Genomic DNA, 23,106 nt, shown 5'->3' with positions numbered 1-23,106 from the left:
CGGCCATGTCCCCGACCGCCAACTCTCCCGAAGTCCGCGCCGCCACCCGTCGGGTCGCCTTGCTCTCGGTGGCGACGGCGTCGATCCTGATCGTGGTCAAGGCCATCGCCTGGGTCGCCAGCGGTTCCGTGGCGGTCTTGGCGTCGCTGTCGGACTCCGCGCTGGATCTCGTCGCCTCGCTGATCACGGTCTACGCCGTACGCTACGCGGCCGAGCCGCCGGACGCCGAGCACCGCTTCGGACATGGCAAGGCCGAGGCCTTCTCCAGCCTGATGCAGGGCGGCCTGGTCTTCGCCTCGGGCGCGCTGATCGGGCGCGAGGCGATCAACGCCCTGCTGCATCCGCGTCCCGTCGAGCACGGCCTGGCCGGGGTTGTCGTGATGCTGATTTCGATCGGCCTGACCTTCGCCCTGATCACCGCCCAGACCCGCGTTGTGAAGGCTAGCGGCTCGATCGCCATCTCGGGCGACCGCGCCCACTACGCGGCCGACCTCGCCTCGAACCTGGTCGCCCTCATCGGCGTCGGCGCCGCGGCTTGGTTGGGCTTGCCTTGGCTGGACGCCGCCGCCGGCCTCCTGGTCGCGTTGTGGCTGATCTGGGGCGCGGTCGGCGTTTTCCGCGAGGCGTCATCCCAGTTGATGGATCGCGAACTGCCGGAAGAAGAGCGCACGCGGATCGTCCAGCTGGCCACGGTCGATCCGCGGATTCTGGGCGTCCACCAGCTGCGCACCCGCGCCTCCGGACCTTACGTCCACATGCAGATGCACGCCGATCTGGCCGCCGACATCTCGCTGGCCGAGGCCCACACGATCATGGTCGCCGCCGAAAACCGGCTGCTGGAGGCCTTCCCTTCGGCCGACATCATCATTCACCCCGACCCGCGAGGCCTGGCCGAAAAGCACGGCGGCGTGTTCGCCGAAAGCGTCGAGGGTTGAGTTTTCGGGGCGGACCGGTACGGAACTCCGCATGAACGACACCCTCGCCCACCTGCCCCACGCCTTCGCCGGCAAGACCGTGCTGGTCCTCGGCGACGTGATGCTGGATCGCTTCGTCTATGGCGCGGTCGACCGCATCTCGCCCGAGGCGCCGGTGCCGGTGATCGCGGTCGAGAAGGAAACCGCCATGCTGGGCGGCGCGGGCAACGTCGCCCGCAACGTCGCCGCCCTTGGCGCCAAGGCCGTGCTGATCGGCCTGGTCGGTCAGGACGAGGCCGGCGCGGCCTTGCGCGGCATGATCGACGCCGAGCCGGGCCTGGAGGCCGAACTCATCGTCGACCCGGCCCGTCGCACCACCGAAAAGGTCCGCTACATCTCCGGCTCCCATCAGATGCTGCGCGTCGATCGCGAGGACCGCGCGCCGGGCGACGGCGCGGCGTTGCTGGCGGCCTTCAAGGCCCGACTGGCGAGCGCCGACGTGGTGGCGCTGTCCGACTACGCCAAGGGCGTGCTGACGGACGCGGTGACGCGCGAGGCCATCGCCGCCGCCCGCGCCGCCGGCAAGCCGGTCATCGTCGATCCCAAGAGCCGCGACTTCGAGCGCTACGACGGGGCGACCCTGATCAAGCCCAATCGAAAGGAAGCCGCGGAGGCGACGGGGATCATCGATAACAGCGACGAGGCCTCCGAGGAGGCGGGCGCGGCCATTCTGGCCATGGCTCCGACGCTGGACGCGGCTCTGATCACGCGCGGCGGCGCCGGCATGACCTTGTCGGTGAGGGGAGAAGCGCCGGTCCACCTGCCGGCTACGGCGGTCGAAGTTTTCGACGTCTCGGGCGCCGGCGACACCGTGGCCGCCACCTTGGCTCTGGCGGTGGCCGCCGGGGCCAGCCTGGTCGACGCCGCGCATCTGGCCAACCTCGCGGGCGGCCTGGTGGTCGCCAAGCTGGGCACGGACGTCGTCACCGCCGCCGAGCTGACCGCTCGCGCGGGGTCTCGGCAAGGCGAGCCGGGCGAGATCAAGATCGCCGACCTCGCGCAGGCGCGGAATATCGTCGAGGGCTGGCGCGCGCGCGGGCTGAAGGTCGGCTTCACCAACGGCTGCTTCGACCTTTTGCACCCCGGTCACGTCTCTTTGCTCTCGCAGGCCAAGGCCGCCTGCGATCGGCTGATCGTCGGTCTCAACACCGACGCCTCGGTGTCCAAGCTGAAGGGGCCGACCCGTCCGGTGCAAAAGGAGCAGGGCCGCGCGACCGTGCTGGCCTCGCTGTCATCGGTCGATCTTGTCGTGCTGTTCGACGAGGACACGCCGCTGGGGCTGATCGAGGCATTCAGGCCGGATGTGCTGGTCAAGGGCGCGGACTATACCGTCGAGACCGTGGTCGGCTCGGATGTCGTGCTGGGCTACGGCGGCAAGGTCCTGCTGGCCGACCTCAAGCAAGGCCAGAGCACAACGGCCCTGATCGGCCGCATGAACGCGAAGACCTGAGCGAAACCGCCGCGCAAAAGCCTGGTTTTCCTGAGTAATCGCGGTTCGGCAATCTCTTGTTAAGCAAAACGGCGCATCGCTCTTTCGATGCAGCCTGAGCGCACCTGGGCATGAGCGTCGAACGCACCCTTCATCATTTCCCCCTCGATCCCGCCTCGCGACAGGTGCGTCTGGCGCTGGGCGAGAAGCGGCTGCCGTTCGTCGAGGTCCAGGTCCGCTACTGGGAAATGCCGCCCGAGTTCTCGGCGCTCAATCCGTCGGGCCTGCCGCCGGTGTTGGTCGAGACCCGCAACCAGCGCACCGTGACCGCCTGCGAGACCCGGGCCATCCTCGAGCACATCGAGGAGACCGAGCCGGAGCCGCCGCTGCTGGGGCGGGATCCGGCCGAGCGGGCCGAGGCGCGCCGGCTGTTGCAGTGGTTCGACCGCAAGTTCGACAACGAGGTCAACGGCTTCCTTTTGCACGAGAAGATGGAGAAGCGGCTGTTGCGCATGGGCGCGCCGGACCTGGCCGCTCTGCGCCAGGGTCGCGAGGCGCTGCGCATGCACCTGGGCTACATCGAGAGCCTGTTGCAGACTCGCGACTGGCTGGCCGGACGCCGGATGAGCCTGGCCGACTTCGCCGCCGCCGCGCACCTTTCGGTGATCGACTATTTCGGCGACGTGCCGTGGAAGGACTTCCAGACGGCCAAGACCTGGTACATGAAGCTGAAGTCGAGGCCGGCCTTCCGGCCCATCCTGGCCGATCGCTGGCCCGGCCTCGCGCCGGCCGCGCACTATGACGACCTCGACTTCTGAACTGACCCCTCAAGCGATCAAGGACGAGATCCGCGCCGAGGCCCTCGCGCTAGGGTTCTCGACCTGCGGCTTCGCCGACGCGGCGGCCGCCTGGCCGAACGGCGAATGGCTGCGCGAATTCGTCGAGGCCGATCGTCACGGCGCCATGGATTGGATGGAGGAGACGCTCGATCGGCGCTCGCACCCGACGGCCATGTGGACCGAGGCGAAATCGGCGGTGGTGCTTGGGGTGAACTACGGCCCCGACATCGACCCGCTGGAGCAGCTCATGCAGGCCGATCGCGCGGCGATCTCGGTCTACGCCCAAGGCGACGACTATCATGACGTCGTCAAGAAGCGTCTGAAGGTGCTGGCGGGCTGGATGCATCGGCGGTTCGGTCAGGACGTGAAGGTCTTCGTCGACACAGCGCCGCTGATGGAGAAGCCACTGGCCCAGCGCGCGGGGGTCGGTTGGCAGGGCAAGCATACGAACCTCGTCTCGCGGGAGTTCGGCTCGTGGCTGTTCCTTGGCAGCGTGCTGACGACCCTGGACCTGCCGCCGGATGCGCCCGAGACCGACCACTGCGGTCGATGCAGCGCGTGTCTGGACATCTGCCCAACCAACGCCTTTCCGGCGCCGCGTCAGCTGGATGCGCGGCGCTGCATCTCGTATCTGACGATCGAGCTTTCGGGTCCGATCCCAGCCGAGTTCCGGTCGGCCCTGGGCAATCGCATCTACGGCTGCGACGACTGCCTGGCGATCTGTCCCTGGAACAAGTTCGCGTCGCTTTCCAGCGAGGCGAAGCTGCAGGCGCGCGAGGCGCTCAGGCAGCCGTCCCTGGCCGAGCTCGCGAGACTGGACGACGCGGAATTCCGGGCGCTGTTCTCGAAGAATCCGATCAAACGGATCGGCCGGGATCGCTTTGTACGCAACGTGCTCTACGCCATCGGCAACAGCGGCGACGCCCGCCTGATGGCCGTGGTGGAGCCCTTGTTCGCGGACCCGGCGCCTGTGGTGCGCGGGGCGGCGGTCTGGGCCGCGCGCCGGCTCCTGGGAGGCGCGGCGGCGGCCTTGAGAGGGCGCGAGGACGACGAAACCGTCCTCGCCGAGTGGGCCTAGGCCTTCAGAGCCGCTTCCACCGCCGCGCGCGCGGCCGCGCCGAGGTCCGGGCGCTTCAGGGCCAGGGCGACATTGGCGCGCAGCAGGCCGATCTTGTCGCCGCAGTCGTGGGTGACGCCGTCATAGACATAGGCGTGGAAGGGCTGCTGCTGCATCAGCTTGGCCATCGAGTCCGTCAGCTGGATCTCGTTGCCCGCGCCCTTCTCCTGACTGGCCAGCAGGTCGAAGATCTCGGGCTGCAGGATATAGCGGCCGGCGATCGACCAGTTCGAAGGCGCCGTGCCCTTGGCGGGCTTCTCGACCATGCCCGTCATGGTGGCCAGGCGACCGTCGACCTTGCCCGGCGCGACGATGCCGTACTTGTGGGTCTCGCTCTCGGGCACTTCCTCGACGCCGATGACGTTGCCGCCGCCAACCTTGTCATAGACCTCAATCAGCTGACCGAGGGCCGAGGGATCGGCGTCAACGATGACGTCCGGCAGCATGACGGCGAACGGCTCGTCGCCGATGATGTCGCGGGCGCACCAGACCGCGTGGCCCAGGCCCAGCGGGGCCATCTGGCGCACGAAGCTCATTTCGCCGGGCTTCGGCAGCTCGGCGAGCAGTTGATTGAGGATGTCGGTCTTGCCCTTGGCTTCCAGCTGGGACTCGAGCTCGACCTGATGGTCGAAATAGTCCTCGATGGCGCCCTTCGAGCGGCCGGTGACGAAGACGAAGTGCTCGATGCCGGCCTTACGGCCTTCCTCGACGATGTAGGACAGGATCGGCCGGTCGACGACGTTCAGAAGCTCCTTCGGCGTGGTCTTGGTGCCGGGGAGCACGCGGGTGCCCAGGCCGGCGACGGGAAGGACGGCTTTACGAACGGGTTTCATGAGCGGCTCGTCTGGTGTTGGGAGCCCGTTTCTAGAAAAGCTGGCGACCGAAAGCCACCACTGTTCCGTGAAATCGTTGGCATATTGGGTTGGAGGTGGAATACCGCGCTGTCCGTGCTAGCTGGACGGCCAGCTTCGCCTGAGGTTTTCCCATGCTCCGTCGCGCCTTTCTCGTAACCCTCGCCGTCGCCGGCCTGACCCTGGCCGCTTGCGGACCCAGCAAGAAGGCGCAGGAGAACCTCGCCGCCGCCGACGCCTTCATGGCCAAGAACGCCAAGGAGCCTGGCGTCGTCACCCTGCCCCAAGGGCTGCAGTACAAGGTGGTGCGGGAGGGGCCCCAGGGTGGCATGCATCCCACCACCGCCGACGAAGTGAAGGTCCACTACGAGGGCAAGCTACTGGACGGGACCGTTTTCGATTCCAGCTACGAGCGCGGCGTCCCGGCGGTGTTCCCGCTGGACGGCCTGGTGCTCGCCTGGGTCATCGCGCTTCAGCGTATGAAGGCGGGCGACGAATGGATCCTCTACGTCCCGCCGGCCCTAGGCTATGGCGCGCAGGACAAGGGCCCGATCCCGGGCAACAGCGTGATGATCTTCCGGATCGAGCTGCTGGACGTGAACCGGATCGGTCCGGGCAAGCCTAAGGAATAGGGCCCTAGACGGCCCGCGGCGGGTAGCCGCTCTCGCGCAGGGCGTCCATCACCTCTTGGGTGTGCTGGGCGTCGCGGGTCTCGATCGTGATGTCGAACTCCGCGCCCTTGGCCGGCACGTCCAGGGCGAGGCGATTGTGGTTCACCTCGATGATGTTGGCGCCCATGGCGCCGATCACGCTGGCCACGGTCGACAGTAGGCCCGGGCGGTCGTCGCCGATGATCCGCAGGGAAGCCAGGCGCTGGGCGCGCACCAGCTCACGGGTCAGGACCGAGGCCAGCAGGCGGGTGTCGATATTGCCGCCGCACAGGATCAGGCCGCACTTCTTACCGCGGAAGCGCTCAGGATAGGCCAGCAGGGCCGCCAGCGAGGCGGCGCCCGCCCCTTCGGCGATCGTCTTCTCGACGTTGCAGTAGAGCGAAACGGCCTGCTCCAGGTGCGGCTCTTCCAGCAGCAGCACGTCGTCGATCAGCGGGCGCACGACGCCGTAGGTCAGGTCGCCGACCTGCTTGACCGCCACGCCCTCGGCGATGGTCTGGCCGCCGCAATGGGCCGCGACGCCGCGCATGCGGGCGGTGAAGGACGGATACATGGCCGGCTCGCAGCCGATGATCCGGATGTCGGGCTTAAGCGCCTTGGCCGCGGTGGCCACGCCGCTGATCAGGCCGCCGCCGCCGATCGGCACCGGCAGGATCTCCAGGTCCGGCGCGTCCTCCAGCATTTCCAGCGCGATCGTGCCCTGGCCGGCCATGATGTCATAGTCGTCGAACGGATGGACGAAGGTCAGGCCCTGTTCCGCGCAAAGCTTGCGCGCGTGGGTGTTGGAGTCGTCATAGGTCTCGCCCTCGATCACCACGGTCGCGCCGAAGTCGCGGGTGTGCTGCACCTTCACGAAGGGCGTGGTCTTGGGCATGACGATGGTGACGGGCACGCCCAGGCGGGCGCCGTGATAGGCGAGGCCTTGCGCGTGATTGCCGGCGCTGGCGGCGATGACGCCCTTGGCCTTCTCGGCCTCGGACAGCAGCATCAGTTTGTTGAGCGCGCCGCGCTCCTTGTAGGCGGCGGTGAACTGCAGGTTCTCGAACTTCACCCACACTTCGGCGCCGGTGATCTTCGACAGGGTCTTGGAGTAGCGGCACGGGGTGCGCTCGATCTGGCCCTTCAGGCGGCCGGCGGCGGCTTGGATGGCGGCGAGGTCGAGGGTCATCGGGTCAGCACTCTGTCGCGGCGAAGAACGGGCCGTGGCGCGGCTCTAACACGGCCAAGCCATCCGGGCACACCCCTTTAGGGCGCCGTTTCGAGCAGCTTTTCTATCGCCGCCCAGGCTTCCGGCTCGGTGAGCATGGGCGCGTGACCGACGCCAGGGACCTCCGCATAGGCCATGTCGGGCGCGGCCGCGCGCATCCGCTCGGCGATGGCGGGCTCGATCAGGTCCGAGATTCCGCCGCGCACCAGCAGGAGCGGGCGCTCCTTCGCGAGAGCCCGGAACAGCGGGTACATGTCCGGCGGAGCCAACGCCTGACCGCCCTCGGCCTGGGTCTTGGCGGCCGCTTCGGCGGCGGCCTTGATTGGCGCGGAGATGTCGGGATCGTAGGCCAGGACGAAAGCGCCGTCCTTCTCGTCGAACAGCCGGCGGGCGAAGACGTCCCAGTCATCGGGGCCGTAGCCGGGGAAAGCGGCCTCGTTGATCGCCTTGGCGTAGGCGACGGCGTCGTCCCAGGTCTCGAACCGGCTCGCCAGACCCGTATAGCCGGCGATGCGGGCTAGGCCGACGGGCGACAGCTCTGGACCCACGTCGTTCAGCACGGCCGCCGCGATCGCCTCGGGTTTGATCGAGGTCAGCACCATGGTGATCAGGCCGCCCATGCTGGTGCCGATGAACACCGCCTTCTCGATCCTGGCGGCCTCGAGCAGGGCCACGATATCGGCGGCGTAGGTCCCCGGATGGTAGTTCATGGGGTTGGGGTCGCGAGCCGACAACCCTCGTCCTCGCACGTCCACCGCCAAGACGCGGCGACCCAAGGCCGCGATGCGAGGCGCGAGATCCTCGAAGTCGCGGGCGTTGCGGGTCAGGCCGTGGATGCAGATCACCGGCGCCTTCTGGTTCTCGCCCCGCGGCGCGTAGTCCCGGGCGTGCAGAGGCAGGCCTTCGGGCGAGGTCCAGAAGAAATCGGTGAACGCCACCATCTCAGCCCTCGTAGGTGAACGGCGAGTCGATCTCGGCCAGCAACGGCGCGGCATTGTCGCGGTCGTTGGCGGTGATCTCGGAAACCGGGATCGGCCAGTCGATCCCGACCGCCGGATCGCTCCAGCGCACCGCGCCCTCGGCCTGGGGCGCGTAGTAGTCGGTGACCTTATAGAGCACCTCGCAGGCGTCGGTCAGAGTGACGTAGCCGTGCGCGAAACCCTTGGGGACCAGCAGTTGCTGGCGGTTCTCGGCGGACAGCTCGGCGCCCACCCACTGGCCGTAGGTCGGCGAGCCTTCGCGGATATCGACCGCCACGTCGAAGATCGCGCCGACCACACAGCGCAGCAGCTTGTCCTGGGCGTGCGGCGGTTTCTGGTAGTGCAGGCCGCGCTGGATGCCGCGCGTCGTCGAGCGGACATGGTTGTCCTGCACGAACGCGGCCTTGAAGCCGGCTTCCTCCAGCGCCGATTGGCGAAACGTCTCGGAAAACCAGCCGCGCTCATCGCCATGGCGCGTGGGCGTGATAAGCAGCACTTCGGGGATCGCCAGCGGCGTGATCTTCATGACGCGTACTTTGCCTCGAGAAACGAACTGGCCACCGATGCCGCCTGAGACGACGGAACACAAGAGCGCGCCGGCGGTAACGGTGGTGATCGTCTCCTACCAGAGCGGCCCGACCCTGGCCGAATGCCTGGCGCGACTAGAGGCCCAGACCTTCCGAGATTTCGAGACGATCCTGATCGACAACGCCTCGACCGATGGCGCGCCGCGGGCGGCGGCCAAGGCCTTTCCCTGGGTCGATCTGGTCGAGGCCGGCGCCAATCTCGGCTTCGCGGCCGGTAACAACCTGGCCGCCCGGCGGGCCAAGGGGCGATGGCTGGTCCTGCTAAACCCCGACGCCTATCCCGAGCCGGACTGGCTGGAAGAACTGATGGCGGGCGCCGCGCGGCACCCCGTCGTGAAGAGCTTCGCCTCGCTGCAGCTCTCCGCCGATCGGCCGGGCCTGCTGGACGGCGCGGGCGACAATCTGACCAGCGCCGGCATTCCGTTCAGAGGCGGCTACGGCCGGCGGCGGCCTGCCTCCCTCCCCGAGGGCGAGGTGTTCTCGGCCTGCGGCGCGGCGATGCTGCTCGATCGGCGGCTGTTCCTGGAGGTCGGCGGCTTCGACGAGCGGTACTTCTGCTACTGCGAGGACGTCGACCTGGGCTACCGCCTCCGGCTGCTGGGCCAGCCCACGCTGCTCTTGCCCAAGGCCAAGGTCGCTCACGTTGGTTCGGCCAGCACCGGCGTCCGGTCCGACTTCGCGATCTTCCACGGCTCGCGCAACCGCGTCTGGACGTTCCTGAAGAACACCCCCGGGTGGCTGTTCCCGGTCACCTTGCCCCTGCACGTGGCCGTGACGGGCGGGCTTTTGCTTCTGCACTGGCGGCGCGGCGACGTCGCGCCGGCGATCCGGGGGATCAAGGCGGCGCTGAAGCGTGACGATCTTGACGCCGTCATGGCCGATCGCCGCGCGATCCAGGCCAAACGGAAGGCGTCTCCGAGCGCGATCCTACGGGTGATGTCGATCGATCCGGCGGCCTTCATCGGCCGGCGGTTCGTGATCCGAAAGGCGCGCGGGCTCTAGACCGACAGATCCTCGATCAGCCGGCGCATGAAAGCCGCGCCGCGCTGCATCTGGCTGATCTCGACATATTCATCGGGCTGGTGGGCCTGATCGATCGAGCCGGGGCCGCAGATCACGGTCGAGAAGCCCGCGCCCTGGAACTGTCCGGCCTCGGCGGCGTAGGGGACGACGCGCGGCGGGCCATTGTCGCCGGCCAGCTTGCGCGCGAACGCCTCGGCCACGCCGTCCTCCTCGGGCGCGAAAGCGGGGGTCAGCGAGCGGCGCTCCACCTTCACCCCGCCCTCCGGCGCCTTGGCCTTGATCTCGGCGTCCATGGCGCGCGCGGTCGCGAAGAAATCCGCCAGAAGCGCTTCGGGGTCCATGCCCGCCGGCGTGCGCAGATCGAAGACGAAGACGCATTCCCGAGCCAGGATGTTCACCGCCGTGCCGCCGTTGACCTGGCCGACCGTCAGGGTCGCGCCCTTGGGGGTGAACGGCGAGCTAGGATCCGCCTCGCGCTCCAGTCGTTCGGAAAGCGAGACCAGCATGCTCATCAGCTTGATCGCGGCCATGTTCGCCGAGACGCCCAGATGGGTTAGGCTGGAATGGGCCTCGCGACCCGTGACTGTCACGATGAAGCTGGCGATGCCCTTGTGCGCGCGGACCGCGACCATGTCGGTGGGCTCGCCCACCACCACGAGGGCGGGGCGGGGCGCTTCCTGGGCGATGACCTGGATCATGTCCGGCGCGCCGAGACAGCCGACCTCCTCGTCATAGGAGAAGGCCAGATGAACCGGCCGGCTCAGCGTCGCCTTGGCCAGATCGGGCGCGGCGGCCAGCGCCAGGGCCAGGAAGCCCTTCATGTCGCAGGTTCCGCGTCCATAGAGTCGCCCATCGCGCTCGGTCAGGGTCCAGGGATCGCTGGACCAGGGCTGGCCGTCCACGGGCACGACGTCGGTGTGCCCGGACAGCACGACCCCGCCTTCGACCGCCGGACCGATCATGGCCATCAGGTTCGACTTGGAGCCGTCCGCGTTCGGCACGCGCCGGGAGGGCACGCCCAGATCGGCGAGATAGCGCTCGACCCACTGGATCAGCTCGAGGTTGGAGCGCCGCGAGGTGGTGTCGAAGGCGACCAGCGTGGCCAGGATATCGATCGCGCGGTCTGACAGGACTTCGGATGAGGAAACCATCGGGCGAGCCTAGACCCGTTCTCCCCATCGCGCCTACCCGCCCCCGCCTCGTTCGCGGGGCTTGCGCGCTTCGAGGGCATGGATGTGCCCGTCGAGGGTGTCTCCGGCCGGTTGCAAGGCGACTTCGTGCCCTGGCGGCGCGACCGAGGGCTTTTCTTGGCGGTCGCTGTTCTCTAGAGGGAGCGGACCATGATCCTTACTCTCTCCTGCCCCGACCAGCGCGGCATCGTCGCCAAGGTGTCCGCCTTCCTCTACGAGCGCGGCTGCAACATCCTGGACGCTCAGCAGTTCGACGATCAGGAGACCGGTCAGTTCTTCATGCGCGTGGTCTTCGACGCCGACGGGGCCGATCGCGCCGCTCTGCGAGAAGAATTCGGCGCGCTGGCCGAGCCGCTGAAAATGAAGTGGACCCTGCGCGACCGCGCCGAGCGCTACCGCGTGCTGCTGCTCGCCAGCAAGTTCGACCACTGCCTGGCCGATCTCGTCTATCGCTGGCGGATCGGAGAGCTGCCGATGGACATCGCCGGCGTGGTGTCAAACCATCCCGCCGAGACCTACGCCCACATCGACCTGTCGGACCTGCCCTTCCATCACCTGCCGGTGACGAAGGAGACCAAGTTCGAGCAGGAGGCCGAGCTCTGGAAGCTGATCCACGAAACCAAGACCGATATCGTCGTGCTCGCCCGCTACATGCAGGTGCTGTCGGACGGCCTGTCGGCCAAGCTGCAGGGGCGCTGCATCAACATCCACCACTCGTTCCTGCCGGGCTTCAAGGGCGCCAAGCCTTATCACCAGGCCCACGCGCGCGGCGTGAAGCTGATCGGCGCCAGTGCTCACTACGTCACTGGCGACCTCGACGAGGGGCCGATCATCGAGCAGGACGTCGAACGTATCAGCCACCGCGACACGCCAGAGGACCTTGTCCGCAAGGGTCGCGACATCGAGCGCCGCGTGCTGGCGAGGGCCTTGCGCTACCGCCTGGAAGACCGCGTTCTGCTGAATGGCCGCAAGACGGTCGTCTTCACGGACTAACGCCCCCGTTCGGCCTCGACAGTTGCAAGTACACTAAAAACTGGAGTACGGGGCTTCCACTTTGAAGGCCGAGGCTTCCAGCGCATGTCGCAGCAGAATCTCCGCGTGATGGTGACCGGCGGGTCGGGCTTCATCGGCTCGGCCGTGTGCCGCCATCTGGCTGGCCAGAACGATGTCGCGATCCTCAACTTCGACAAGCTGACCTATGCCGCCTCGCCGGCCAGCCTGGCGATGCTGGAGGGCAAGGCCGACTACCAGTTCGTCCAGGGTGACGTCGCCGACGCGGACGCCGTGTCTGGGGCCGTCCGGGCGTTCCGTCCGAATGTCATCATGCACCTGGCCGCGGAGAGCCACGTCGACCGCTCGATCACGGGTCCTGGCGAATTCATCCAGACCAATATGGTCGGCACCTACGTGATGCTGCAGGCCGCGCTAGAGCATTGGCGGGGTTTGGACGGCGCGGAGAAGGAAGCCTTCCGCTTCCACCACATCTCGACCGACGAGGTTTTTGGCAGCCTGGGCGCCGAGGGCTTGTTCAGCGAGACCACGCCCTACGATCCGCGCTCTCCCTATTCGGCGTCGAAGGCCTCGTCCGATCACCTGGCTCGCGCCTGGCATCACACCTACGGCCTGCCGGTCGTGGTCTCGAACTGCTCGAACAACTACGGGCCCTATCACTTCCCCGAGAAGCTGATCCCGCTGGTCACGTTGAACGCGCTCGAGGGCAAGTCGCTGCCGGTCTACGGCAAGGGCGACAATGTCCGCGACTGGCTGCATGTCGAGGACCACGCCCGCGCCCTGCACCTGATCGCCACCAAGGGCGTCGCCGGTGAGAGCTACAATGTCGGCGGCCGCAACGAACGCACCAATCTTCAGGTGGTCGAGGCGATCTGCGACGTCTTGGACGAGCTGCGTCCGCTGCCTGGGCGAACGCGCCGCGAGCTGATCACCTTCGTCGCCGACCGGCCGGGCCATGACGCCCGCTACGCCATCGACGCCACGAAGCTGGAGACCGAACTGGGCTGGAAGGCCCAGGAGACCTTCGAGACCGGTCTGCGCAAGACGGTCCAATGGTACCTCGACAACGAAGCGTGGTGGGCGCCGCTGCGCGAGCGCTACGCCGGCCAGCGCCTGGGCTTGAAGACCGCCTGATGGCCGGACCGCGCATCGCCCTGTTCGGGGCCAACGGGCAGCTGGGCTCGGACATCGCCAAGCAAGCGGCCGAGCGCGGCCTGGACCTCGTCGCCGTGACCCGCGCCCAGGTAGACGCGGCCGATCCGTCGGCCGGCCTCGACGATCCGACCTTCGACGTCGCCATCAACTGCGTCGCGGTCACGCGCGTCGACGACTGCGAGAAGGACCCGGCGCCCGCCGTCGCGATCAACGCCCATTTCGCGGGCCGCCTGGCGAAGGCTTGCGCCGCCAAGGGCGCGCGCCTGATCCAGGTCTCGACCGACTATGTCTATGGCGGCCAGCTCCAACGCGAGCCGTTGTCCGAGGAGATCGGCCGCGCGCCGGTCAATGTCTACGGGGCGACCAAGGCTCTGGGCGAGGACCTGGCCCGCCTGGAGCATGACGACGTCATCGTCGCCCGCGTGGCCTCGCTGTTCGGCGTGGCCGGCGCCAGCGGCAAGGGCGGCAACTTCGTCGAGACCATGCTGCGGTTGGGCCAGGAGCGTGGCCGCCTGACGGTGGTGGACGATCAGATCATGTCGCCGACCGCCTCCTGGGACGCGGGCGAGGCGATCCTGGACCTGATCGCGGCCGAGGCGCCCGTCGGTGACTACCACGTCGTCAATTCGGGCGTCGCCAGCTGGCGGGACTTCGCCGCGCGGATCATCGAAAGGGCCGGTATCGCCGCCGAGGTCGCGCCCATTCCGACGAGCGATTTTCCGACGCCCGCGCGGCGTCCCCCCTACAGCGCGCTGTCCAACCTCAAGCTCGCCGCCGCGATCGGTCGCCCCATGCCGCTCTGGACCGACGCGCTCGATCGCTATCTCCGCGCCAAGGGCAGGCTCTGAACCGCGCGCCTCAAATCCTCCACGATCATCGCGTTGAACCGCCAACCTCCCCGCGACAGGCTTCACGTTCGCGGAGTTCCGCTCTAGGTTCGGCTCTCAGGACTGAAGAAGAAGACGTAATGAAGGGTATTATCCTCGCCGGCGGGTCGGGCACGCGGCTCCACCCATTGACCATGGCGATCAGCAAGCAACTGCTGCCCGTCTTCGACAAGCCCATGATCTACTATCCGCTGTCGGTCCTGATGATGGCCGGGGTGCGCGACGTCCTGATCATTTCCACGCCGCGCGATCTGCCCGTGTTCGAGGCGTTGCTGGGCGATGGCGCGCGTTGGGGGATCAGCATCACCTACGCCGAGCAGGCCAATCCGAACGGCCTCGCCGAGGCCTATCGCATCGGCGCGGATTTCGTCGGGAACGAACCGAGTGTTCTCGTCCTCGGCGACAACCTGTTCTACGGCGCGGGCCTGGGCCGCATCCTGCAGGGCGCCAGGGAGCGTTCGAAGGCCGGCGCCAGCGTCTTCGCCTATTTCGTCAACGACCCCCAGCGCTATGGCGTGGTCGAGTTCGGCGCCGACGGCAAGGCGATCTCCATCGAGGAGAAGCCCGAGAAGCCGCGTTCGAACTGGGCGGTCACCGGGCTCTACATGTATGACAACCGCGTCGTCGATTTCGCCCGCGACCTGAAACCCTCCGCGCGGGGCGAACTCGAGATCACCGACATCAACCGCCTCTATCTCGAGGCTGGCGCCTTGTCGGTCGAACGCATGGGCCGCGGCTTCGCCTGGCTCGACACCGGCACGCATGACAGCCTGCTGGAAGCCTCGGAGTTCGTCCGCACGCTCGAGCACCGCCAGGGCCTGAAGATCGGCTGCGTCGAAGAAGTCGCCCACCAGAACGGCTGGATCTCGAGCGAGCAGCTGCTGGGCCTGGCCCATGATCTGAAGAACTCTCCCTATGGCGCGTATCTGAAGATGATCGCCTCGCACGGCTGATCTACGACCTGGAACCGCTGGAAAACGGCCTCGGCGTCGGCGACAGTCCGCGCCGATAAGAAAGTCCGCCGGGAGGTCTCGTGTCCAAGAAGCTGATCCACGCCGCTGTCATGGCGGCGCTGCTGGCTGTTCCAGCCGCCTCGGCTCTGGCGAGGCAGGCTCCCACGTCGGCCGCTCAGGCCGCCGCGGTGTCCGTCGACAAGGCGCGCATCGACGCGGCTCTGAAGGCCATGGTCGACAGCGGCCGCGCCGTCGGCGTCTCGGCCTTGGTCTGGGCGGATGGTCGCGAGCGCTATTTCGGGACCGCCGGCATGGCCGACCGCGAGGCTGGCAAGCCGATGCGCCGCGACACCCTGGTGCAGATCTACTCGATGACCAAGCCGGTCACGGGCGTGGCCCTGATGCAGCTGTGGGAGCAGGGCAAGTTCGGTCTCGACGACCCGCTATCTCGCTATCTGCCGGAGTTCGCGGATATCAAGGTGATCGACGGGCAGGGCGGTACACGTCCGCCAGCGCGACCGATCCTCATACGGGACATCCTGCGCCACACGGCCGGCTTCTCTTACGGCATGCGCGACACCGCCGCCGACGCGGCGTTCAACGCCGCCGACCCTCTCAATCTCCACAATGATCTGACCGAGTTCGGCCGTCGCCTCGCCAAGGTCCCGCTGCTTTACGATCCGGGCGAGCGCTGGAGCTACAGCGCCGCCGTGGATGTGCAGGCGCTGCTGGTCGAGACGCTGTCGGGCCAGCCGTTCGAGGCCTATGTGAAGGCCCACATCCTCGATCCCCTGGGGATGAAGGAGACCGCCTGGACTCAGCCGGAGTCCGCCTTTCCGCGCATGGCCGCCGTTTACAACAAAGGCCCGGACGGCAAGCTCGCCAAGGAAGACGCCGCCGAAACACGGTTGATGAATTTCGATCCCGCGCGCCGCATGACCATGGGCGGCGCGGGTTTGGCGGCGTCGATCGACGACTACGCTCGCTTCACGCGGATGCTGTTGGGCGGCGGCTCTCTGGACGGGATGAAGATTCTCAATCCGTCCACCGTGCGTCTGATGGCGACGGATCACCTGGACGCGCGGGTGACCGACCGCTGGTGGCTGCCCAGCAAGGGCTCCGTTGGCTTCGGCTTCGACTTCGCGGTGCGCGTGAAACAGCCTCAAACACCGGATGAAAACCGTGGCGCTGTGGGCGAGTTTTTCTGGGACGGGCGCGACAGCACCCTGTTCTGGGTCGACCCGGTGAACAGGCTGACCGCCGTCTTCTTCGTCCAGACCTTCCCGTTCGACGCCACCCTGCATCATGATTTGAGAGCCGCGGTGTACGGACCCGACTATCTGGGGCCCAAGGGCGACTAGGCGGCCCTGGCGCGCGCGCGCGAACAGGCTAGTCTCCCGGCGATGACTCGCGCGCGTCCAAATTTCCTCGAATTCTTCGCCGGCGGCGGCATGGCCCGCATCGGCCTAGGCGACGGCTGGACCTGCGCCTTCGCCAATGACTTCGACGCTGTGAAGGCGGCGACCTATCGCGCGAACTTCGCGGACGCCGAGAGCCATTTCCAGCAGGGTGACGTCTTCGCGCTCTCCGCCGAGACCCTGCCGACGGCGGATCTGGCCTGGGCTTCCAGCCCCTGCCAGGACTTCAGCCTCGCCGGCGCCCGAGCGGGCCTGGCGGGCGGAAAATCATCGGCCTTCTTCGGTTTCTGGACCTTGATGAAGGCGATGTCGGCCGAGGGGCGCGCGCCGCCGGTGATCGTCATCGAGAATGTCGTGGGGCTTCTCACCTCTCATCATGGCGACGACTTCACCGCCCTGTGCGGCGCGCTGAGCGAGGAAGGCTATCGCTTCGGGGCCCTGGAAGTCGACGCGGCGGCATTTGTCCCGCAGTCCCGCCCCCGCGTCTTCGTGGTCGCTACGCGCCTGCCGACCGCTCACCTCGAGGGCGTCAGCGCTTTTCACGGCCGCGCCATCCGCGAGGCGGCCGCGCGTCTGCCCGAGGACCTGCGAGCGCGCTGGATCTGGTGGGGCGTTCCCTCGCCTCCCCCTCGCAACACCGATCTCGCGGCGATGCTCGAGTCCGACGAGGCCGTCACCTGGAATCCGCCCGAACGGACGGAAGCGCTGCTGGCGCTGATGGCCCCAGCGCATCGTCAGGCCGTCGACACCAGGCTTCAGGCCGGCGGTCGTTCGGTCGGCGCGGTTTTCCGACGTATGCGTGGCGGCCAGCAACGCGCCGAGGTTCGGTTCGACGGCCTCGCGGGCTGCCTGCGCACCCCGCGCGGGGGGTCTTCCCGGCAGACCCTGCTGGTCATCGACGACGGCCAAGTTCGGTCGCGTCTGCTGACCCCGCGCGACGGCGCTCGCCTGATGGGTCTGCCCGACAGCTACCAGCTTCCGGCGTCGCAGACCTCGGGTTTGCAGGTAATCGGTGACGGGGTCGCGGTCCCCGCGGTGCGTTGGCTTGCCGAAACCCTTCTTGAGCCGCTCGTCTATAGCAAAACTGCAAGCCTTGCCGCCGAATGACCCCCTGACAGCCCAGGGATAGGGGTCTAGGGTGCGCCGCTTCCGCCACCCCAAGGCTCCGAGGTGTTCCGATGGACGACGCTTCCTCCCTCTATGACGCCGCCCGCTTCAAGCGCGCCGGTCGCGGCAGGGTCTATGACTCGATCATCGACACGATCGGCGACACGCCGCTGGTGCGCCTGCCGCGTCTGTCGGCCGAGCTGAAGCCCAAGGGCGAGGTCCTGGCCAAGCTGGAATTCTTCAACCCGATTTCGTCGGTCAAGGACCGGATCGGCGTCTCGATGATCGAGTCGCTCGAGGCCCAGGGCATTCTGAAGCCCGGCTCCACGATCGTCGAACCCACCAGCGGCAATACCGGCATCGCGTTGGCCTTCGTGGCGGCCGCCAAGGGCTACAAGCTCACGCTCGTCATGCCGGAAAGCATGTCGATCGAGCGTCGCAAGATGCTGCTGCTGCTGGGCGCCAAGCTGGAGCTGACTCCGGCCGAGAAGGGCATGCGCGGCGCGGTCGCCCGGGCCCAGGAATTGATCGAGGCCACACCCGGCGCGGTCATGCCGCAGCAGTTCGAGAACAGCGCCAACCCGCTGGTCCATCGCGTCTCGACGGCCGAGGAAATCTGGAACGACACCGCCGGCGCCGTGGACGCGGTGGTGTCGGGCGTCGGAACCGGCGGCACGATCACGGGCGTCGGCCAGGTGCTGAAGGCTCGCAAGCCGTCGCTGAAGATGGTGGCGGTCGAGCCCGAGGCCTCGCCCGTGCTGTCGGGCGGCGCGCCGGGTCCGCACAAGATCCAGGGCATCGGCGCCGGCTTCGTGCCGGGCGTGCTGGACCGCGGCGTCATCGACGACATCGTCCAGGTCAGTAACGACGACGCCTTCGCCATGGCCCGCCGCGCCGCAGCCGTCGAAGGCCTGCCGGTCGGCATCAGCTCGGGCGCGGCGCTGGTCGCGGCTTTCGACCTGGCCCTGCGCGACGAATACAAGGGCAAGACGATCGTCACGATCATCCCGAGCTTCGCCGAACGCTACCTGTCGACCGCGCTGTTCGACGGGCTCTAGGAGCCGGCGGGCGCTTGACCGACGTCTACGACAAGGAAAAGCGCTCCGCCGTCATGGCGCGGGTCAAGAGCAAGGACACCTCGCCGGAGAAGGCGGTCCGGCGGATCCTGACGGGGCTGGGCGCGCGCTACCGGCTGCACCGCAAGGACCTGCCGGGCAACCCCGACATCGTCATGCCCGGCCGGAAGCTGGCCGTCTTCGTCCACGGTTGTTTCTGGCACGGGCATGATTGCGCGCGCGGGGCGCGGGTTCCGAAGGCCAACCGCGACTACTGGCTGGCCAAGGTCGCCCGCAACAAGGCGCGGGACGAGCAGGCGGCGTTGGCGCTGCGCGCGGACGGTTGGATCGTGGAAACGGTCTGGGAATGCGAACTCAAGGACGAAGAGCGCCTTACGTCGCGCCTGTCGAGCCGGCTGGCGGCCCGCTAACCAAAGCCTCGATCTAAGCGGTGGAGCGTGCGTGGGGGCCCCGCGTGGGCGACCTCGAAGCGATGGCCGGAGCGCGCGCCAGGGCGGCATGGAGCTCGAACGGATCGATCGGCTTTGACACGTGGTCGGTCATGCCGGCCGCGGCGCACGCCTCCCAGTCCTTGGGGTCCACGGAGGCGGTGACGGCGATGACGGGCGCGTGCTGGTTTGGTCCGCTGGTGGCGCGCAGCACCCGCGTCGCGGCGCGTCCATCCATGCCGGGCATGTAGACGTCCATCAACACCACGTCGAACACCTCGGACCGCAGAAGCTCCAGGGCCTGCTCCGCCGATTCCGCCAGGGTCGCGCGGACGCCCAACGGCTCCAGGACGAGTTCCAGCGCGCGGCGATTGACGAGGTGATCATCGACCACCAGCACCCTCAAGTCGGTGATCGGCGCCGCCGCGGAGGGGTTCACCGGCGCGTCGGCGATGTCCAGCTTGGCCCTGAGCGTGAAGCGCGCGCCCTGGCCAGGCGTGCTGCTCGCCGTGAGGTCGCCCCCCATCAGCCGCGCCAGTTCGCGGCTGATGACGAGCCCCAGTCCGGACCCGCCATGGTGTCGCGCGATCGCGTCGTCCAGCTGCTCGAACGGCGTGAAAAGACGGGCGAGCGAGGCCTCGGGAATGCCGGGACCCGTGTCGTTGACCTCGATCGACAGCAGAACCCTCGAGCCCTCGATCTCGGCGCGGGGAGAGACCGTGATCTCGCCCCGCGCCGTGAACTTCAGCGCGTTGGACAGGAGGTTGTTGAGCACTTGTCTGAGGCGCATGACGTCGCCCGCGACCCAGCGCGGAAGCGCCGCCGCGCCCTTGACCCGCAGGCGCAAGCCCTTGCGCGTCGCCTCTGGGCGCCAGAGCCGGACTGTATCGGCGATCGTCTGGCGTAGGTTGAAGGGCTCCTTCTCGACCGACATGCGTCCCGCCTCCAGACGCGAGAAGTCCAGCAAGTCGTTCAATAGCCCGCGCATCAGGCCGCCGGCGTCGGCGATCAGCTGCGCTTGGACCTTCGCGCTGGCGTCGGGGGCCTCGCCATGCAGGCGGGCCGCGCCGGCCATGATCGCGCTGATTGGCGTGCGCAATTCATGGCTGATCATCGCCACGAAAGCGGACTTCGCGGCGACGGCCTCCTCGGCCTCGTGCCGCCTCCGCTCCGCCTCATCCTTGGCCCTGGCTTCGGCCTCCAGCGCGGTATGCAGGGTATGGGCCGTGATCGTGACGGTGGCGACCAGCAACAGGGCGCCGAACCACAGGGCGTTGGCCAGTGGCGAGTCCGGATTGGCGGCGCGGGCCACCAGAGGGACGATCAGCAGGTAGAGGACGTAGGGCGTGGCGGCCGAGATGATCGCCGAGCGCCGACTGCCGTTGATCACCACCACGTTCAGAAGGGCGCCCGCCAGCAGCATGCCGCCCAAGGTGGGCGCGAAGCGGGCATGGGACGCGAACAATGGTAGGGAAAGAAAGCCGAAGACGGTCGAGGTCAGGAAGGGCAGGGCGGTCACCGTCAGGCCCCGCCACAGCGCCTGGACCCGTTCCGATCGTCCCCGGACCCACCTATTTCCCCACAGCTCGACGACCTGCAGGGCCGCGTAGATCGTCGCCCACGCCCACACCCAACGCAGATGTATGAAGACGTCCAGGATCAGGGCGATCGCGAAGGCCGCGATCAGGCGCAGGGACGTGTTCGCCCGCCGCGAGGCGAGCGCGTGGACGGTCTGCCTTCTCTCCCGCACCGCGCTCATTCAGCGCCATTCCCTAGAAGGCCGGACTAAAGGCCTCGGGGGAAGGTTAGGCGCGAAGGGCTAAGAGGGTGTGAAAAGAAATATGGTTGATCAATGACTTGACCCAAAATGGGCCGCACGGTCCAGTGCGCGCTCGACGATCAGGCGCCGCCCTGGGGCGGCCGAGCGCCAAAGGCCCGGTCCAGATCCGCCCGGTCGACGCCATCGAGCTCCAGGCGCTTGATCCGCGCGGTCTCGCCGGACGCCAGCCTGACGCTCGAGCGCGGAATCTTCAGGGACTTGGCCAGGAAGGCGATCAGGGCCGCGTTGGCGGCTCCCTCCACTGGCGGGCTGGAGACGCGCACCTTCAGATAAGGCCGACCGTCGGCGTCGATCGCCCAGCCGTCCGCAGCGTCGCGACCGCCGCGCGGCGTCAGCCGGACGGCGAGGGTCTCAGCCAAAGGGACCGATCAGGGCCGATTCCAGCGCTGGCAGGATGAACAGCTGAACGCCGCGCAGCAGCAGCAGCACGATGATCGGGCTGATGTCGACGCCGCCGATCGCCGGGATGAAGCGGCGGAACGGGCTTAGGATCGGGTCGGTGATCCGATCCAGAACGGTGGCGACGTTGTAGACGAACTGGTTGCGGCGGTTGATCACCTCGAACGCGAACAGCCAGCTCAGAATCGCCGAGATGACGATGGCCCACCAGAGCAGGTCCACTAGCGCGTTGATGATGAAGAAGACGAGATGGATGATCGGGGCCATGGGGTTTCCGTCTAGACGCCTGAGCTTCTTGCCCCGCCGGAACGATGCTGACAAGGCGCAGTTATAACCCCGCTTGACGAGACGGCTCTGGGGCCGTATCTCCGCCGCTCCTTGGGGCCGTAGCTCAGATGGTAGAGCGCCTCGTTCGCAATGAGGAGGTCAGGGGTTCGATTCCCCTCGGCTCCACCAAGGACCTTCCAGAAGGCGTGACTATCGAGAGAGCCTGAGAAGATTCAGGCTGCGCCCTCGTACGTCGCGGGTCGGGGTTCTGGACGCCGTGACCTGCGACCACGCGCCACAGCCTTGGTTAACGGGATCGTCGACATCGAAGCTTAGCCTCTCGAGCGTGTCCACGAGATCGGCGTCGAGGGTCAAATGCGTCAGCGTCACCCTATCGCGCTCCGGATCGGAGCGATCTTTTCCGCTGCTTGCGCCGCGTTCGCGGGCGCTTGCGCGTTCGCGGCCGAGGCCCCGAGCAAGGCCGTCACCCTCAGCGGCGGCTACACCGTCGATGTCGCGGGCGTGGTCAGCGGAGGCCTCGCCAAACGAGGGCGCGTCTTGGATGATCTCCAAATCGGCGCCGACATCGACCTGGACAAGGCGGTTGGCTGGAAAGGCGCGAAGGCCCATGCGCTTCTGCTGAACAACAGCGGCGCCATGCCCAACGATGACGCTGGCACGCTGCAGGGCGTCAACAATATCGAGGTGACGCGCCAAAGAGCTCGTCTGTTCGAGGCCTGGGTCGAACAGAGTTTCGGCGACAAGGGCTCGGTGCTCGTGGGCCTCTACGACCTCAACAGCGAATTTTACGCCAATGACAGCGCGGGATTGCTGCTGGCGCCGGCTTTCGGCATCGGCTCGGAGCTGGCGGCCACCGGCCCGAACGGCCCCTCCATCTTCCCATCGACGGCCCTGTCCGTACGCGGCAGCTGGACGCCGAACGAGCACGTCTACGTCCAGGCCGCGGCCATCAACGCCCATTCCAGTGTTCTGGGGGACCCCGGCGGCGTCTGCACCGAGTTCGAGCATGGCTTGCTGACGATCGCCGAAGCGGGCTGGCGGGGACGTGGCAAGGTCGCCTTCGGAGCTTGGCGCTACACCAAGAAGCAGCCGGATATTCGAGACGTCGTCGCGGACGGTCTCCCAGCCTCCCGGACGGCGCGAGGCGCCTACCTCCTGTTAGAGCGACAGCTTACGGGCGAAGGCGAGGAGGCCGTACGCAAGACGACCGCTTTTGCTCGTCTGGGTCTCTCCGATGGCGACACCACGGCCTTCAGCGGCGGCTGGCAGGCTGGTCTGCTCGTCGAACGTGTTTTCGAAAGCCGCCCCGACAGCGCCTTCTCGGTCGGGGTGAACCAGGCTTTCCTCACGGGCAAGTTCCGCGCGAACGCTCTGGATGAAGGTCAGCGCCTCACGCGCGCGGAGAGCGCGATAGAAGTCACCTATTCCGACAAGATCGGACCCGTCACCATCCAGCCGGACCTGCAATATGTCCGCGACCCCGGCGCCGACAGCGGCGTTGGCCACGCCCTGGTCGCCACGGTGCGGTTCGGGGTGGCGTTCTGACGCCACCCCGTCCGGACCTTAGGCCAGCGCTGCTTGGGCGACGGCTTCGGCGGTGATGCCGAACTTCTGATAGAGCACCTCGAACGGGGCGGAGGCGCCGAAGCTCTTCATGCCGACGAACTTGCCGGTTT

24 protein-coding genes and 1 tRNA gene are annotated in these 23,106 nt (G+C 67.7%); 16 read left to right on the top strand and 9 right to left on the bottom strand.

Annotated elements, in window-relative coordinates:
* Window positions 1–5: 5 nt before the first annotated feature.
* The 4 genes from J2728_RS14365 (at window position 6) to queG (ending at window position 4,320) form a co-directional block, all read left to right on the top strand.
* Window positions 6–935 (top strand): cation diffusion facilitator family transporter, encoded by a 930-nt coding sequence (locus tag J2728_RS14365; RefSeq protein WP_310000164.1) that lies wholly within the window; start codon window positions 6–8, stop codon window positions 933–935.
* A 31-nt stretch (window positions 936–966) separates the two neighbouring features.
* The gene (rfaE1, locus tag J2728_RS14360) at window positions 967–2,424 is read left to right on the top strand and encodes a D-glycero-beta-D-manno-heptose-7-phosphate kinase (protein ID WP_310000163.1); all 1,458 of its coding nucleotides are present in this window, start codon (window positions 967–969) and stop codon (window positions 2,422–2,424) included.
* A 110-nt stretch (window positions 2,425–2,534) separates the two neighbouring features.
* Window positions 2,535–3,221 (top strand): FtsZ-binding protein FzlA, encoded by a 687-nt coding sequence (gene fzlA / locus J2728_RS14355; RefSeq protein ID WP_310000161.1) that lies wholly within the window; start codon window positions 2,535–2,537, stop codon window positions 3,219–3,221.
* A complete protein-coding gene (gene queG / locus J2728_RS14350; RefSeq protein ID WP_310000159.1) occupies window positions 3,202–4,320 on the top strand; it encodes a tRNA epoxyqueuosine(34) reductase QueG in 1,119 nt (372 codons plus the stop codon). The genes fzlA and queG overlap by 20 nt, the downstream gene beginning before the upstream one ends.
* Here queG and J2728_RS14345 read toward each other — a convergent pair.
* Window positions 4,317–5,192, bottom strand: a complete 876-nt coding sequence (locus J2728_RS14345) for a UTP--glucose-1-phosphate uridylyltransferase (RefSeq protein ID WP_310000157.1) — start codon at window positions 5,190–5,192, stop codon at window positions 4,317–4,319. The genes queG and J2728_RS14345 overlap by 4 nt on opposite strands.
* Before the next feature lie 152 nt (window positions 5,193–5,344).
* On the opposite strand from J2728_RS14345, the gene J2728_RS14340 reads away from it, so the two are divergent.
* On the top strand, window positions 5,345–5,842 hold the full coding sequence (locus J2728_RS14340; protein ID WP_310000155.1) for a BamJ family beta-barrel-assembly machinery protein: 498 nt from the start codon (window positions 5,345–5,347) through the stop codon (window positions 5,840–5,842).
* A 4-nt stretch (window positions 5,843–5,846) separates the two neighbouring features.
* Here the strand turns inward: J2728_RS14340 and J2728_RS14335 are convergent, their stop codons facing one another.
* The 3 genes from J2728_RS14335 to rfbC form a co-directional block, all read right to left on the bottom strand.
* Window positions 5,847–7,049, bottom strand: a complete 1,203-nt coding sequence (locus J2728_RS14335; protein ID WP_310000153.1) for a threonine ammonia-lyase — start codon at window positions 7,047–7,049, stop codon at window positions 5,847–5,849.
* Window positions 7,050–7,126: 77 nt separating this feature from the next.
* The gene (locus J2728_RS14330) at window positions 7,127–8,029 is read right to left on the bottom strand and encodes an alpha/beta fold hydrolase (RefSeq protein WP_310000152.1); all 903 of its coding nucleotides are present in this window, start codon (window positions 8,027–8,029) and stop codon (window positions 7,127–7,129) included.
* 1 nt (window position 8,030) lies between these two features.
* Entirely contained in the window at window positions 8,031–8,594 is a 564-nt protein-coding gene (rfbC, locus tag J2728_RS14325) for a dTDP-4-dehydrorhamnose 3,5-epimerase (protein ID WP_310000149.1), read from the bottom strand.
* 37 nt (window positions 8,595–8,631) lie between these two features.
* Here rfbC and J2728_RS14320 point away from each other — a divergent pair, with 37 nt between their 5' ends.
* The gene (locus J2728_RS14320; RefSeq protein ID WP_310000148.1) at window positions 8,632–9,657 is read left to right on the top strand and encodes a glycosyltransferase family 2 protein; all 1,026 of its coding nucleotides are present in this window, start codon (window positions 8,632–8,634) and stop codon (window positions 9,655–9,657) included.
* Here the strand turns inward: J2728_RS14320 and argE are convergent.
* The gene (gene argE, locus J2728_RS14315; RefSeq protein ID WP_310000146.1) at window positions 9,654–10,829 is read right to left on the bottom strand and encodes an acetylornithine deacetylase; all 1,176 of its coding nucleotides are present in this window, start codon (window positions 10,827–10,829) and stop codon (window positions 9,654–9,656) included. The two genes, J2728_RS14320 and argE, sit on opposite strands and share 4 nt — an antisense overlap.
* A gap of 189 nt (window positions 10,830–11,018) precedes the next feature.
* On the opposite strand from argE, the gene purU reads away from it, so the two are divergent.
* From purU to J2728_RS14275, 8 genes are all read left to right on the top strand, one after another.
* Window positions 11,019–11,861 (top strand): formyltetrahydrofolate deformylase, encoded by an 843-nt coding sequence (gene purU, locus J2728_RS14310; RefSeq protein WP_310000144.1) that lies wholly within the window; start codon window positions 11,019–11,021, stop codon window positions 11,859–11,861.
* Between the two features lie 84 nt (window positions 11,862–11,945).
* Window positions 11,946–13,013, top strand: a complete 1,068-nt coding sequence (gene rfbB / locus J2728_RS14305; RefSeq protein ID WP_310000142.1) for a dTDP-glucose 4,6-dehydratase — start codon at window positions 11,946–11,948, stop codon at window positions 13,011–13,013.
* A complete protein-coding gene (gene rfbD / locus J2728_RS14300) occupies window positions 13,013–13,882 on the top strand; it encodes a dTDP-4-dehydrorhamnose reductase (RefSeq protein ID WP_310000140.1) in 870 nt (289 codons plus the stop codon). The genes rfbB and rfbD overlap by 1 nt, the downstream gene beginning before the upstream one ends.
* Window positions 13,883–14,001: 119 nt before the next feature.
* Window positions 14,002–14,874, top strand: coding sequence for a glucose-1-phosphate thymidylyltransferase RfbA (gene rfbA, locus J2728_RS14295; RefSeq protein ID WP_310000138.1), 873 nt, complete (start codon window positions 14,002–14,004; stop codon window positions 14,872–14,874).
* A gap of 80 nt (window positions 14,875–14,954) precedes the next feature.
* Window positions 14,955–16,235: a serine hydrolase domain-containing protein gene (locus tag J2728_RS14290; RefSeq protein ID WP_310000137.1), complete on the top strand. Its 1,281-nt coding sequence runs from the start codon at window positions 14,955–14,957 to the stop codon at window positions 16,233–16,235.
* Between the two features lie 42 nt (window positions 16,236–16,277).
* A complete protein-coding gene (locus J2728_RS14285) occupies window positions 16,278–17,399 on the top strand; it encodes a DNA cytosine methyltransferase (protein ID WP_310000136.1) in 1,122 nt (373 codons plus the stop codon).
* Between the two features lie 71 nt (window positions 17,400–17,470).
* Window positions 17,471–18,457 carry a cysteine synthase A gene (cysK, locus tag J2728_RS14280; protein WP_310000135.1) on the top strand — a complete coding sequence of 329 codons (987 nt, stop codon included), beginning with the start codon at window positions 17,471–17,473 and terminating at the stop codon, window positions 18,455–18,457.
* 14 nt (window positions 18,458–18,471) lie between these two features.
* Window positions 18,472–18,885, top strand: a complete 414-nt coding sequence (locus J2728_RS14275) for a very short patch repair endonuclease (protein ID WP_310000133.1) — start codon at window positions 18,472–18,474, stop codon at window positions 18,883–18,885.
* A gap of 13 nt (window positions 18,886–18,898) precedes the next feature.
* Here J2728_RS14275 and J2728_RS14270 read toward each other — a convergent pair whose 3' ends face one another.
* From J2728_RS14270 to J2728_RS14260, 3 genes are all read right to left on the bottom strand, one after another.
* On the bottom strand, window positions 18,899–20,662 hold the full coding sequence (locus J2728_RS14270) for an ATP-binding protein (protein ID WP_310000132.1): 1,764 nt from the start codon (window positions 20,660–20,662) through the stop codon (window positions 18,899–18,901).
* 140 nt (window positions 20,663–20,802) lie between these two features.
* Complete coding sequence (locus tag J2728_RS14265) at window positions 20,803–21,102, bottom strand: DUF167 family protein (protein WP_310000129.1); 300 nt, start codon at window positions 21,100–21,102, stop codon at window positions 20,803–20,805.
* Entirely contained in the window at window positions 21,095–21,409 is a 315-nt protein-coding gene (locus tag J2728_RS14260) for a YggT family protein (RefSeq protein WP_310000127.1), read from the bottom strand. Before J2728_RS14260 ends, J2728_RS14265 begins: the two co-directional genes overlap by 8 nt.
* 113 nt (window positions 21,410–21,522) lie before the next feature.
* On the opposite strand from J2728_RS14260, the gene J2728_RS14255 reads away from it, so the two are divergent.
* Together J2728_RS14255 and J2728_RS14250 are read left to right on the top strand one after the other, a co-directional pair.
* Window positions 21,523–21,598 (top strand) — tRNA-Ala (locus tag J2728_RS14255).
* Window positions 21,599–21,784: 186 nt separating this feature from the next.
* The gene (locus J2728_RS14250) at window positions 21,785–22,975 is read left to right on the top strand and encodes a carbohydrate porin (RefSeq protein ID WP_310000125.1); all 1,191 of its coding nucleotides are present in this window, start codon (window positions 21,785–21,787) and stop codon (window positions 22,973–22,975) included.
* An 18-nt stretch (window positions 22,976–22,993) separates the two neighbouring features.
* Here the strand turns inward: J2728_RS14250 and J2728_RS14245 are convergent.
* On the bottom strand, window positions 22,994–23,106 hold a 113-nt coding region (locus tag J2728_RS14245; RefSeq protein ID WP_310000659.1), incomplete at its 5' end, for a hypothetical protein.

The sequence above is a fragment of the Caulobacter segnis genome, assembly GCF_031454995.1.
Taxonomy (GTDB): Bacteria; Pseudomonadota; Alphaproteobacteria; order Caulobacterales; family Caulobacteraceae; genus Caulobacter; species Caulobacter segnis_E.
The sequence above is the reverse complement of the archived record's forward strand: the minus strand, read 5'-3'. Positions and strand labels throughout refer to the sequence as shown.